Annotated in this window: 10 protein-coding genes; 6 read left to right on the plus strand and 4 right to left on the minus strand. The window is 69.1% G+C overall.

The genetic code is table 11. The features are described from left to right. The 5 genes from CEK66_RS11980 to CEK66_RS12000 form a co-directional block, all read left to right on the plus strand. Nucleotides 1-764: glutamate--tRNA ligase family protein (locus CEK66_RS11980; protein ID WP_255424700.1), on the plus strand; the 764-nt coding region annotated here is incomplete at its 5' end. Nucleotides 765-780: 16 nt separating this feature from the next. Beyond that, nucleotides 781-1,269, plus strand: coding sequence for a transcriptional repressor (locus tag CEK66_RS11985; protein WP_017907264.1), 489 nt, complete (start codon nucleotides 781-783; stop codon nucleotides 1,267-1,269). 291 nt (nucleotides 1,270-1,560) lie between these two features. Next, entirely contained in the window at nucleotides 1,561-2,709 is a 1,149-nt protein-coding gene (locus tag CEK66_RS11990; RefSeq protein WP_152237066.1) for a crosslink repair DNA glycosylase YcaQ family protein, read from the plus strand. Between the two features lie 239 nt (nucleotides 2,710-2,948). Then, on the plus strand, nucleotides 2,949-4,001 hold the full coding sequence (locus tag CEK66_RS11995; protein ID WP_152237067.1) for an XdhC/CoxI family protein: 1,053 nt from the start codon (nucleotides 2,949-2,951) through the stop codon (nucleotides 3,999-4,001). Further along, a complete protein-coding gene (locus CEK66_RS12000) occupies nucleotides 4,001-4,606 on the plus strand; it encodes a nucleotidyltransferase family protein (protein WP_152237068.1) in 606 nt (201 codons plus the stop codon). The genes CEK66_RS11995 and CEK66_RS12000 overlap by 1 nt, the downstream gene beginning before the upstream one ends. Nucleotides 4,607-4,873: 267 nt before the next feature. Here CEK66_RS12000 and CEK66_RS12005 read toward each other — a convergent pair whose 3' ends face one another. The 4 genes from CEK66_RS12005 to CEK66_RS12020 form a co-directional block, all read right to left on the minus strand. Beyond that, a complete protein-coding gene (locus tag CEK66_RS12005; RefSeq protein ID WP_152237069.1) occupies nucleotides 4,874-7,069 on the minus strand; it encodes a xanthine dehydrogenase family protein molybdopterin-binding subunit in 2,196 nt (731 codons plus the stop codon). Between the two features lie 22 nt (nucleotides 7,070-7,091). Beyond that, entirely contained in the window at nucleotides 7,092-8,093 is a 1,002-nt protein-coding gene (locus CEK66_RS12010) for a xanthine dehydrogenase family protein subunit M (protein ID WP_152237070.1), read from the minus strand. Continuing rightward, on the minus strand, nucleotides 8,080-8,913 hold the full coding sequence (locus CEK66_RS12015; protein WP_152237071.1) for a 2Fe-2S iron-sulfur cluster-binding protein: 834 nt from the start codon (nucleotides 8,911-8,913) through the stop codon (nucleotides 8,080-8,082). The genes CEK66_RS12010 and CEK66_RS12015 overlap by 14 nt, the downstream gene beginning before the upstream one ends. Nucleotides 8,914-9,258: 345 nt before the next feature. Then, nucleotides 9,259-11,649, minus strand: a complete 2,391-nt coding sequence (locus tag CEK66_RS12020) for a TonB-dependent receptor (RefSeq protein ID WP_152237072.1) — start codon at nucleotides 11,647-11,649, stop codon at nucleotides 9,259-9,261. 454 nt (nucleotides 11,650-12,103) lie between these two features. Between CEK66_RS12020 and CEK66_RS12025 the strand changes: the two genes are divergently transcribed. Next, a complete protein-coding gene (locus CEK66_RS12025) occupies nucleotides 12,104-12,436 on the plus strand; it encodes an SMR family transporter (RefSeq protein WP_152237073.1) in 333 nt (110 codons plus the stop codon). The last annotated feature ends 5 nt before the right edge of the window (nucleotides 12,437-12,441 follow it).

Below are 12,441 nucleotides of genomic sequence, written 5' to 3' on the forward strand. Positions count from 1 at the left end.
TCACGTCGGCCGCGCCGGTGCCGAAGTTCGCGCACATGCCGATGATCCTGGACGAGCAGGGCGCCAAGCTGTCCAAGCGCACCGGCGCGGCCGACGTGATGCAGTACAAGGACGCCGGCTACCTGCCGCACGCGCTGATCAACTACCTGGCGCGGCTGGGCTGGTCGCACGGCGACCAGGAGCTGTTCGGGCGCCAGGAGCTGATCGACCTGTTCGACGTCAAGGACGTCAATTCCAAGGCCGCGCGCCTGGACATGGCCAAGCTCGGCTGGGTCAACCAGCACTACCTCAAGAGCGACGACCCGGCGACGATCGCGCCGCAGCTGGAGTTCCAGTTGCGCAAGCTCGGCATCGACCCGGCCACCGGCCCGGCCGCGGCCGAGGTGGTGGTGGCGTTGCGCGAGCGCGTGCAGACGCTGAAGGAAATGGCCGAGAAGGCCGAGGTCTGGTATCGCCCGCTGACCCGCTACGACGACGCAGCGGTGGCCAAGCATTTCAAGCCGGGCGCCGAACTGGCGCTGGGCAAGGCCCGCGAGCTGCTGGCCGCACTGCCGCAGTGGAACCTGGACGGCGTCGCCGCCGCGCTGCACGACACCGCCGCCGCCCTGGAGATCGGCATGGGCAAGGTGGCGCAGCCACTGCGCGTGGCCATCACCGGCACCCAGGTCAGCCCGGACATCTCGCAGACCGTGTACCTGGCCGGTCGCGAGGAGGCCTTGAAACGCATCGACGCCGCGCTCATCAAGATCCCAGCGGGAAGCTGATTCCCGGGAGACCGCCATGTCCAGCAAGAAGACCGCCTGTACCGAGCCGCACCACCACGTCCACGACGCTGCCGACTTCGTCAAGGTGGTGGAGCGGGTGAGTCGCGAGCGCGGTCTGCGCCTGACCCCGATCCGCGCCAACGTGCTGCGGCTGATCGCCGAGGCCGGGCGCCCGGTCAAGGCCTACGACCTGCTGGAATGGGTGCGCGAAGGCAAGGGCGTGGGTGCCGACGCGCCGCCCACGGTGTACCGCGCGCTGGATTTCCTGATGGCCAACGGCTTCGTGCACAAGCTCGAGTCGGTCAACGCCTTCGTCGCCTGCCACCACCCGAGCAGCGCCCAGCACTCGGTGCCGTTCCTGATCTGCGACCGCTGCCACAGCGCGGTGGAGCTGGAGGACCGCGACGTGGTCAGCCAGCTGGAGCAGCGCGCCAAGGCCCTGGGCTTCCAGCCGCAGGCGCAGACCCTGGAAGTGCACGGTCTTTGCGCGAAGTGCGCGGGCTGATCTCCGTGCCGGCATTGCGATACGTTGCAGGCCTGCGGGACGTGGCATCCGATTGATCTGAGCCTGGCTGAATAGCTGTCGGCGGTGCCTGCCGTCACCGCAACGCGGGTACGTCCTGTCCGCCGTGACGTGTGGCGGTAGCGTGCTACACGCGTTCCGGTGCGGCGTTGCCGCGCTGGAAATCGGAGCGACGGCGAAGCGGAGCCCCGTAGCGAGTGCCTGAGAACCGCGTTGCGCGTCCCGGGTTGCTATTCTGATCGGCGCTACCGCATTGCCAGGAAGGTCGTTCCGATGCGCACTCCCGTCGCTTCCGTCCCGCTCGCGCCCGACCGGGCGCGAGCGCTGTGGCTGCATGCGCAGCGCCTGACCACGCCTGCACCGTTCGGCAGCGGTGCCGACGCGGTGCGGCAGGCGACCGCGCACCTGGGCTATGTGCAGATCGACACCATCCACGTGATCGCGCGCAGCCACCACCACGTGCTGTACACGCGCATTCCCGAGTACCGCGAACGGGATCTGGAACGGGCGCAGTCGCAGGACAAGTCGCTGTTCGAGTACTGGACCCATGCCTTGGCCTACGTGCCGGTCGCCGACTACCGCATGTATGTGGCGCAGATGGCGCGCCGACGTGCACAGGCCGACGCCCGGGGCGCGGTGGATGCGCAGGACTATGCGCGGTTGTTGCGGCGCATCCGCAACGAGGGGCCGTTGTCGATCCGCGACATCGACGACGAGGTGCTGGTCGAGAAGACCCACCCCTGGGGCAGCCGCAAGCCGTCGCGGGCCGCGTTGCAGTACGGTTTCTTCAGCGGCGACCTGGTGGTCAGCCAGCGCAGCGGCATGCTCAAGACGTACGAATTGGCCACGCGGCATTTCAACTGGCGGCAGCGACCGCGTGCGGTCGGCGACGCACAATATGCGCGTTACCTGCTGCAGCGTGCGCTGCGCGCGCAGGGCATCGTCGGCGTGGAGTCGATCTGTTATGGCGAGACCGCCGCCAAACCGGCGGTGCGAGCGTTGATCGCCGCGGAAGTGGCGCGCAAGCGCCTGATCCCGGTGCATCTGCAGGGCCAGGAAGGCGTGGCCCTGTGGGCCGAGCCGGAGCTGCTGGACAGCACGCCGCCGCCGCCGGATCCGACGCGGGCGCAGTTGCTGTCGCCATTCGATCCGCTGGTGATCCAGCGCAAACGGTTGCAGCAGTTCTTCGGCTACCTCCATCGCTTCGAGGCCTACGTGCCGGCGCCGCAACGGGTGCTGGGCTACTTCGCACTGCCGGTGCTGGTCGGCGACCGTATCGTCGCCGCGCTCGACCTGAAGATGGACCGTCGCGCCGGCCGCCTGCTGATCCAGCAATGGACCTGGCTGGAACCGCGGCGACCGGCGCTGCAGGCGAGGATCGACGCGGCGTTGCAGCGGTTCGAACGCTTCCATCTGCTGTAGCCGGGTGCTGCCGCCGCAGGGGTATGGCTTGCGGCGGTGCAACTCGCGCCAAGGGCATCCGCGGCGCAGCGCCGGACCTCGGCAGGATGCCGCGCATTCCCGATCGCATGCCTACGTCGGTTTCCTCCCAAACGTACCGCTGTTGCCGCGAACCGACGCCCACACGCGGCGGCCAGGGTCACCTCGCGACCACAGGCTGCCGCTTAGGCTCGGGTTTCCCACGTTGCCTGTGCCGCCGCATGTCCGCTGCCCGACACTGTCTCCATGCTGCAATCGACGCCTGCCGCCGAGGCACACCCGCGGTCCTGGCCGTGGCGATGGCCCGCGAAGGCTCCACCTACGCGCATGCCGGGGCGATGGCCTTGTTCGGCCCCGATGGTGCGCAGCAGGGTTGGCTCAGCGGCGGGTGCCTGGAGCCGGAGATCGCGCGCTGCGCCGCGGAGGCCGCCGTCGCCGGCATGCCGGTGTGGATGGAGATCGATACGCGCGAGGACGAAGACCTGCTGTCGGGTTCGTCAGCCGGTTGCCGGGGCCGCCTGCACCTGGCCTTGCTGCCGCTGCTCGCCTTGCCGGGCTTCGACGGGCTGGCCCAGGCCTGGCTGCAGGGGCGCGGTGGCTTGACCCTGGCGCTGGAGGCCGACGGTCGCATCGCCGCCAGCGTGGCCGAGCAGGCGTCGCGGTGGTGCCTGGCTTGGCACACGCTGTCTGCGGCGCCGCCGCGCGCCGGCGAAGTGAAGGTGCCGCCGCCGCCGAGGGTCAGCGTCTTCGGTGCCGGCCCGGAAACCACCGTGTTGCTGCCGCTGCTGCGTCAATTGGGCTGGATGACGACCCTGGTCGAGCAGCGGCCGCGCTGGTCTGCGTTGGCGGCGCTGGCCGACCGCGCCCTGGCAGGTACGCCGACCCGCGCAATGGCCGACTGTGACGGCAGCGATGCGGCACTGGTGATGCACCACAATTTCGAACTGGATCGTGAAGCGCTGGACGCGCTGGCCGGCAGCGCGATCCCGTTCCTCGGCCTGCTGGGACCGGTGCGGCGGCGCGAGGACCTGTTCCGTTTGCTGAGCCCGACGCAACGCGCGCAGGTGTCGCCGCGCCTGCATTCGCCGATCGGGCTGCGCCTGGGAGGCAATGGCGCAGAAGCGATCGCGCTGAGCATCGCCGCGCAGTTGCAGGCCAGCCGGGCGGCGCCGCCGCGGCTGAGTACGGTCGCGCAGGCGAGCGACAGGCCGCGGCGATCGCACCGCGATGCGCTGACGGCAGCGCCGCGATTGCTGGCCGAAGGTGCCAGGTGATGGCGCAGGCGCACGCGGCGCTGATCCTGGCCGCGGGTGGCAGCCGCCGCCTCGGCCGTCCCAAGCAGACGCTGACCAGCGACGGCGAGCCGCTGCTGCGCAAGGTCGTGCGCCTGGCGCTGTCCACGGCGCCGGCGCGTTGCGTGGTGGTGCTGGGTGCGCAGGCCGAGGCGCTGCGCCCGTTGCTGGAGGGATTGCCGGTGGAATGCGTGCGCAATCCGGACTGGTCCACCGGCATGGGCGGCAGCCTGGACTGCCTGCGTGCGGCGGTAGGCGACGATGCCGCGATCACCCACAGCCTGGTGCTCGGTTGCGACCAGCCGGCGTTGGCAGCGGCGCATCTGCTGGATCTGCTGGCGGCGGCCTCACGGGCGGCGTCCGGTTGCGCGGTGAGCGCCTACGCCGGTGTGCGTGGCATGCCCGCGGTGGTGGCGCAGCAGCGCTGGCGCGCGCTGCCATTGGGCGGCGACCAGGGCTTGCGCAGGCTGTTCGCGACGCTGGCACCGGATAGCCTCGGTTGCATCGTCGCGCCGGCATTGGCGCTGGACCTGGACACGCCGGAGGATGTACAGGCGGCGGTGGCGAAAGGGTGGCTGGATCCGTAGCGGTCGCCGCAGGGCGCGACGTAGCGATGGTTCCTGCAGGACTTGCTGCGGGATGCGATAGATGCAGCGAAGGCTTCCGTCAGACAACGGGCGACGTCGGATGGCGTCCTACTTTGCTCTTTGCAACGGAATGCCACTTCTGATGACTACGGAAGCGATGTCGCAGGAGCGGCTTCAGCCGCGACAGGCGCTATGGGTAACGTCTGTCGCGGCTGAAGCCGCTCTCACGAGGGCTAGGGCGAACGGCGCAGCAAGCGGCGCTCGTGCTCAGCCGATCAGCTTGTCCGGGGTGATCGGCAGGTCGCGGATGCGCTTGCCGGTGGCGTGGAACACGGCGTTGGCGATCGCCGCCGGGATGCCGACCATGCCCAGCTCGCCCATGCCCTTGACCCCGAGCGGGTTGACGATGGTGTCGTTCTCTTCGACGAACATGGTCTGGATCTCGTGCACGTCGGCGTTGACCGGCACGTGATAGTCGGCCAGCGAGGCGTTGAGCATGCGCCCGTAGCGATGGTCGATCTCGGTGCCTTCGCTGAGCGCCATGCCGATGCCCATTACCACGCCGCCGATTTCCTGGCTGTGCGAGGTCAGCGGATTCATGATCTTGCCGCAGGCGGTGGCTTCGATGACCCGCGTCACCTGCACCATGCCGGTGTCCGGATCGACCTTGACCTCGATGAATTGCGCGCCGTGTGCGGCGGTGGCGTACTGCTTGCGCTCTGCCGAGGGCTTGGATTCGTGCACCACCTCCAGCTCCTGCAGGCCGTGCTGGCGCATCAGCTTGGCGACGTCCAGGCCGGCCTCGGGCTTGCCGGTCGGACGCAGCTGGCCATCGACCAGTTCCACCGCATCCATATCCAGCCCGCTGAATGCGGCTTGCCCATCCTGCCTGGCCAGTTCCAGCAGCTTGCCGCGGATCTCGCGCGCCGCGCCGTGGATTGCGCTGCCGACGCTGGCGGTGGTCCACGAGCCGCCCTGCGCCGGTGCCTTGGGCAGGCGCGTGTCGCCCAGTTCGAACTGCACGCGCTTGGCGTCGATGCCCAGATACTCGGCGGCGATCAGGGTCATCACCGTGTAGGTGCCGGGGCCGATGTCGGAGGTGGCACTGCCGACGCGGGCGCTGCCGTCGGCCTTCAGCACCACCCGAGCCAGCGCCGGCATCTGCATCGACGCCCAGGTGCCGGTAGCCATGCCCCAGCCGACCAGCAGGCGGCCGTCGCGCATGGAGCGCGGCTCGGGCGTGCGCTTGCTCCAGCCGAAGGTCTCGGCGGCGAGCGCGTAGCATTCGCGCAGCGCCTTGCTCGAGAACGGCTTGCCGCTCTCCGGATCGGTCTCGGCGTAGTTGGCCAGGCGCAGTTCCAGCGGATCCATCTTCAGCGCGTAGGCCAGTTCGTCCATCGCGCACTCGATGCCGAACATCTGGCTGATGGTGCCGGGCGCGCGCATCGCCTGCGGCGTCGGCAGGTCGGTTTCCACCACCTCGAAGCGATCCTCCACGTTCGGGCAGGCGTACAGCGAGCGCGCGTTGCGGAAGAAGGCCTCGTTGAACGCCTCGATGCGCGAGGTGTTGAGCACGTGCCGGTAGCGGATCGCCTGCAGCGTGCCCGCGGCATCGGCGCCCAGGCCCAGCTCCACGCGGTAGTAAGGCCGGTACCCGTGGCCGCTGAACATCTGCCGCCGGGTGTAGACGATCTTCACCGGCAGGCCGACCGCCTTGGAGACCGCGCCGAGCAGGAAGGTGTAGTAGTTGGGGCGCAGGCAGGAGCCGAACGCGCCGCCGACGAACAGCGAGACCACGTTGACCTTGTCCACCGGAATGCCGAAGTAGCCGGCCAGCTGTTCGCGGTCCTGGTAGACGTTCTGGCTCTTGTTGACCACGGTCAGGGTGTCGCCGATCCAGTAGCCGATGCCGCCGTGCGGCTCCATCGGATTATGGTGCTCCACCGGCATCGTGTACGCGGCCTCCAGTTTCACGGGTGCGGCGGCGAACGCGGCCGCCGGATTGCCGCGCGGCTTCGGCGAGTCTTCCGGGGTCGGATCGTGCGCCTGGTCGAGCAGCGCGTCGAAATCGGTGTGCGCGGCTTCGGTGGCGTACTCCACCTGGATCAGCCGCGACGCATGCCGCGCCTGCTCGAAGGTGGCGGCCACCACCACGGCGATCGGCTGCGCATTGAAATGGATGCGGTCGTCGACCAGGGCACGGAACGACAGATCCTCGCCTTTCTTCTTGACCGCGTCGGAGACCGGCTTGATCGCATTGAGATGGGTCAGCACCTTGATCACGCCCGGCGCGGCTTCGGCGGCGCGGGTGTCGATGCGCACGATGCGGCCCTTGGCGATGGTGCTGGTGAGGATGTAGCCGTGGACCAGATGCGGGATCTGGAATTCCGCCGCATAGCGCGCCTTGCCGGTGACCTTGGCGTAGCCGTCGACGCGGCGCATTTCCTTGCCGATATAGTTCATTGCCGGTTCTCCGGTTGGCCGCTCATGCGGCGTCGCTGCCGCTGGCGCGGTGCAGGGCGCGGATCATCGCGTGCGTGCCCATCGTGATCTTGTAGGCGTTGTGCGCCAGCGGCCGCGCCGCGGCCATCTCGGCCTGCGCGGCGGCGGCGAAAGCGGTCTCGCCGACCCGCTGCCCGACCAGCGCACGTTCGGCGGCACGCGCGCGCCAGGGTTTGTGCGCCACCCCGCCCATGGCGATGCGCGCCTCGCGGATGCGCCCGTCCGGTTCCAGTGCCAGTGCCGCGGCCACCGAGATCAGTGCGAACGCGTAGCTGGCCCGGTCGCGTACCTTCAGATAGTGGCTGTGCGCGGCGAAGCTCTGCGCCGGCAGGGTGATGGACTCGATCAGTTCGCCGTGCGCGAGCTGGTTGTCGACATCGGCGCGCGCCTCGGGCAGCAGGTGGAATTCGGCGAACGGGATCTCGCGCTGCGTGCCGGCCGGCGTACGCACCTGCACCGTCGCGTCCAGTGCGGCCAGCGCCACGCACATGTCCGACGGGTGCACGGCCACGCAGTGTGCGCTGTGGCCGAAGATCGCGTGGGTGCGGTTGAGCCCCTCGCGCGCGCCGCAACCGCTGCCGGGTTTGCGCTTGTTGCAGGGCAGGGCGGTGTCGTAGAAGTAGCCGCAGCGCGTGCGCTGCAGCAGGTTGCCGCCGTTGCTGGCCATGTTGCGCAACTGCATCGTGGCCCCGGCCAGGATCGCCTGGCTCAGCAGCGGATAGCGCTGGCGCACCAAGGGATGGTTGGCGGTCTGCGTGTTGTTGGCGAGCGCGCCCAGGCGCAGGCCGCCGTCGGCGGTTTCGGCGATCTCGGCCAGGCCCTTGAGCCGGGTCAGGTCGACGATCTCGTCGGCACCGATCACCCCTTCCTTCATCAGGTCGAGCAGGTTGGTGCCGCCGCCGAGGAAGCGTGCGTTCGGGTTGGCGGCGACACGGCGCACCGCGTCCTCCGGCGAGGTCGCGCGCTGATACTTAAACGGCGTCATCGGCCACCTCCTTCGCCATCTTCAGGGCGGTCAGTTCGGACTGGTCGACATAGCGCCAGGTCAGCGGCCGCGGCGCGCCGCCGCTGTGCACGTCCTGGATGGCGGCGACGATCTTCGGGTAGGCGCCGCAGCGGCAGATGTTGCCGCTCATCCGCTCGCGCACCTCGGCGTCGCTGAGTTCGGTGACCGGCCGGCTGACGTCGGCGCTGACGTGGCTGGCATCGCCTCGCTTGATCTCGTTCAACAGCGCCACCGCCGAGCAGATCTGCCCAGGCGTGCAGTAGCCGCACTGGAACCCATCGTGCTGCACGAACGCGGCCTGCATCGGGTGCAGTCGCTCGCCGTCGGCCAGGCCCTCGATGGTGGTGATCTGCGTGTCTTCGGCCTGTGCGGCCAGGGTCAGGCAGGAGAGGCGGCGCTCGCCGTCGACGATCACCGTGCAGGCACCGCACTGGCCGTGGTCGCAGCCCTTCTTGGTGCCGGTCAGTGCCAGATGTTCGCGCAGCGCGTCCAGCAGCGTGGTGCGTGGATCCAGCTGCAGGGCATGGCGCTGACCGTTGACCGCCAGGACCACGGGCAAGGCGTTCTGCGGTGGCGCGGCCTTGGCGGCCGGTGCGGCAAATGCGGCCTCGCTGAAGAGGATCTGTCCGCCCGCGCTGCTGAGGCCGGCGGCCGAGAGCAGGGCGAGGAATTCGCGGCGCGAGAGGCCGTTGATGCCGAGCCGGCGCGCGAGCGCGGCTTCGTCCTCGCTCAGCGGGGTGTCGCGCGCGCTGTCGGCGGCGCCGGACGCGTCATCGGTACGGTGGGGCTCATGCTGCATCGGTCTCTCCTGCCTGGGGGACCGCCACCGCGCGCGCCGTGGCGCAGCATGGAGCGAGTCGACCTGGGTAGCGGCGCTGCCATCGCGACGCCGACGTGCGGGCACGCATCGGCACCCGAGCGCGAGCATCGCGGCGGGACCGCGAAGGGACTGCGAAGAGAACGCGAAGGGAGGGTGTCGAGGCAGTGATACGGACGGGTGGCCGTACTGGCTCGGCATGCGCGTGCATGCGCTCGTGCAGATGCCATCGCCGCCATGACAGGCGCGCGATTGCGCCTGTCATGGTCGGCGCCACGCGACGCCAGTGCAGCGATGGCGTCGCGTGCGTCTGCGATGCGGCAGGCGCTACCAGCGATACGCCACCGACGCCTGATACTGGCGGCCGGCGATCGGGCGGCCCATGAACACGCCGCCGGTCGCCGCGCCGGGCACGCGTACATTGCCTTCGGTCAGGCCCAGCGTGTCGGTCACGTTGCTGCCGCTGACGGTGAACTCCCAGTGCTCGCCGCTGTGCAGGCTGGCACCGACGTCGAGCATGTCGTAGGACGGCAGGCGCTGGCTGTTGGCCAGGTCGGCGTAGCGTTCGCCGATGTAGGAATAGGTGGCGAACACGCGCAGGTCGCCGAACGGCAGCATCCAGTAGTAGCTCGGCGTCAGCCGGAACTGGCGCTTGGGCTGGCGCATGACCTGGTTGCCGGTGTATTCGCGGTAATTGCGGTACTTCGCGTCCAGCCACACCCCCGTCCCGGCCAGTTCGAAGCCGCCGAACGGGCGGATCGCGCCTTCCACCTCCAGGCCGTAGGCACGCGAATCGCCGACCGTGGTGAAGTTGCTGCCGTTGGCCAGGAAAGCCTGGAACGGCGAATTCTTGAAGGTGTTGTAGAACGCGGTGAGGTACAGATCGTAGTTGGCCGCGCCGGACTTCAATCCCAGTTCGTATTGCCGGATGTCCTGCACCTTGGTCTGGCCGTCGCGCAGATTGTCGAAGCCGGGAAACTTGACCCCGGAATTGACCCGCGCGAACACGCTGTTGTGCGCGTCGAGCTTGACGTTCAGGCCGGCGGTCCACGACAGCGCATTGTCGTCCTGGTCGATGCGTCGCGCGCTCGGCAGCGAGATCGAGGTGGCATTGTCGTAGAGCGTAGCCGGATTGCCGTCCAGGTCCACGGTGGCGGTGTCGTGCACGGTGCCGGTGACGTGCTGGCGTTCGTAGCGCACGCCCAGGTCCAGGCGCAGGCGCTCGTCCAGTTCCCATTCGTCGGCGACGAACACCGCGGCGTTCTCGCCCTCGTAATGCGCGCGCAGCGCCAGGAAGGCGGTGCTGGTGAAGCCGTCGCGCGTCGGCTGGCGGCCGTCGTCCAGGGTCACGTCGATGCGCCGCGCATGGTTCTGCGCGGTCAGCAGCATGGTGTTGCCGAGGTACCAGGTGTCGTTGGAGGTGTACCTGGCGTAGTAGCTGCCCACGGTGAGCGTGTTGCCGGCGAACAGCGCGCGGCTCAGGCGCAGATCGTTGGTGAAGGAGTTCAGGCGCTTGTCCACCGACCACCAGCCGGCTTCCAGCACTTGTTGGTCCGGATCGACCGCGCCGCCGCCGTTGGTGTAGCGCGCGCTGCCGGTGCTGCCGTAGCCGGCGATGAAGTCGCCCAGCCGCTGCGGCGCGTTGCCGGTGAACAGCGCGTAGGTCGGTGCGGTGCCGCCCATGACGTTGAAACGGTCGGCGACGGTCCAGTCGCCCACCTCCCAGTTCAGTTCGCCGCCGAACACGTCGATGTTGACGCCGCGGCCGTCGCCCAGATCGCGCTGGATGGTCTGGCCATTCGGGCCGACCGGCAGGGTGACGTTGCGGAAGTCGTCGCTCAGCAGCGTGCCGCGCTGCGCATTGAGGCCGGGGAAGCTGGACAGGTCGTTGCCGTTGTTGCGCGACAGCAACGGGATCGCGGTGTAGAAGGCGTTGTTGTCGTCGGTATGGCGCGCATAGAACGACAGTTCGCCGCTGTCCCAGCGCTTGCTCAGGGTCGCGCTGAACTGGCCGCCCTTGTCGGCGGGGAACTGCGGGTCGCGCACGCCGTCGGTCTCGCGGAAGAAGCCGCCGACGCTGTAGTACCAGCCGTTGCCCATCGGCCCGCTGTCGAACAGATCGATGCGGCGCAGTGCATCGCTGCCGCCGGTGAGGCGTACGCTGCCTTCCGGCTCGTCCTGGCCCTTCTTCTGGATGAAGTTGACGGTGATGCCGGCCTGGCCGTTGGAGAAGATCGGGCTGGAACCGCCGCGCAGCACCTCCATGCGTTCGATGGTGTCGTCGGTGCGGAACAGCGTGGAGTTTTCCAGGAACGACAGGGTCGGCGGCGGGAACAGCGGCGCGCCATCGAGCTGGAAGGTGACGAATGGCGCATCGCCTTCCGACGGCATGCCACGCACGAAGATGTTGGCGCCGGTGCCGCCGCCGCTGGGTTCGGCCCACACGCCCGGCACGATCTTCAGCAGGTCGGCGCTGCTCTGCGGCACCGCCTGCTGGATCTGTTCGGGTGTGGCGGTGGTGATCGAGAAGCTGGCGTCGCGCTTGCGCAGGCCGCTGAAGCGTGCAGTGCCGCTGACGACCACGGTATCCAGGGTGGTGGCGTCGGGTTGCGTTGCCGGCGCGGTGGGTGCGTCGGCGGTCTGCGCCAACGCGGGGGGCGCGAGCAGGACGGCGGCGATGGACAGGGGCAGCAGATGGCGAAGCGGCGCAAGATGCATGAAGAATCTCTCCTTTCTTCATTCGGAACGATCGGCCGGGATGCGGCACGCGCGTGCAGCGCGCGGCCGCGTCGCATCGGCCGGTACGGCGCGAAGCAGGGGGCGACGCGCGGCGCCCTTTGTAACGCCGTCGGGCGAGCGGAGCGTTGTGCAGCGCGGTACCGGCCGCGTTTGCGTGACAGGTTGCCCAGGCAGGTCGACATCGCACCGCAACCTACGGCGTGCGCTGCGCAGGGCGGCGTCGCTTCGGTTGGTCATGCGTGTGGTCATGCGTGGGGTCGCAGGAAAGGCGCAGCCGTGCCAGAAACGATCGCGGAACGCCGATCGCGGTCGATTTCCAGAAGGGCACAACGCGCCGCTCCTGCGCAGCGTGCATCCGGGGCGATGGCCGTCGCCATCGTCGCCACGCGCCGCTTGCTATCGTGACGCGCTGCGCGTCCAGGAGTGTCCTGCAATGAAGAACTGGCTGTTCCTGCTGGTGGCCATCCTCGCCGAGGTGGTCGCGACCTCGGCGCTGAAGGCCAGCGAGGGCTTCACCCGGCTGTGGCCGACGCTGCTGTCGCTGTGCGGCTATGGCATCGCCTTCTATCTGCTGTCGCTGACCCTGCGCAGCGTGCCGGTGGGCGTGCCCTATGCGCTCTGGTCGGGCATCGGCATCGTGTTGATCTCGCTGCTGGCGTGGTGGCGGTTCGGCCAGGCGCTGGACCCGCCGGCGATCGTCGGCATGGCGCTGATCGTCGCCGGCGTGGTGGTGATCAACATGTTCTCGCGCAGCGCGCCGCATTAGCGAAA

The sequence above is a fragment of the Xanthomonas sp. LMG 12460 genome (genome assembly GCF_009192895.1).
GTDB classification, from domain to species: domain Bacteria; phylum Pseudomonadota; class Gammaproteobacteria; order Xanthomonadales; family Xanthomonadaceae; genus Xanthomonas_A; species Xanthomonas_A sontii.

What these genes read in the sequence shown, in the direction of transcription:
- CEK66_RS12025 (WP_152237073.1), top strand. Translation starts at nt 12,104, where the DNA reads ATGAAGAACTGGCTGTTCCTGCTGGTGGCCATCCTCGCCGAGGTGGTC.
- CEK66_RS11990 (WP_152237066.1), top strand. Translation starts at nt 1,561, where the DNA reads ATGCGCACTCCCGTCGCTTCCGTCCCGCTCGCGCCCGACCGGGCGCGA.
- CEK66_RS12005 (WP_152237069.1), bottom strand. Translation starts at nt 7,069, where the DNA reads ATGAACTATATCGGCAAGGAAATGCGCCGCGTCGACGGCTACGCCAAG.
- CEK66_RS12020 (WP_152237072.1), bottom strand. Translation starts at nt 11,649, where the DNA reads ATGCATCTTGCGCCGCTTCGCCATCTGCTGCCCCTGTCCATCGCCGCC.
- CEK66_RS11985 (WP_017907264.1), top strand. Translation starts at nt 781, where the DNA reads ATGTCCAGCAAGAAGACCGCCTGTACCGAGCCGCACCACCACGTCCAC.
- CEK66_RS11995 (WP_152237067.1), top strand. Translation starts at nt 2,949, where the DNA reads ATGTCCGCTGCCCGACACTGTCTCCATGCTGCAATCGACGCCTGCCGC.
- CEK66_RS12010 (WP_152237070.1), bottom strand. Translation starts at nt 8,093, where the DNA reads ATGACGCCGTTTAAGTATCAGCGCGCGACCTCGCCGGAGGACGCGGTG.
- CEK66_RS12015 (WP_152237071.1), bottom strand. Translation starts at nt 8,913, where the DNA reads ATGCAGCATGAGCCCCACCGTACCGATGACGCGTCCGGCGCCGCCGAC.
- CEK66_RS12000 (WP_152237068.1), top strand. Translation starts at nt 4,001, where the DNA reads ATGGCGCAGGCGCACGCGGCGCTGATCCTGGCCGCGGGTGGCAGCCGC.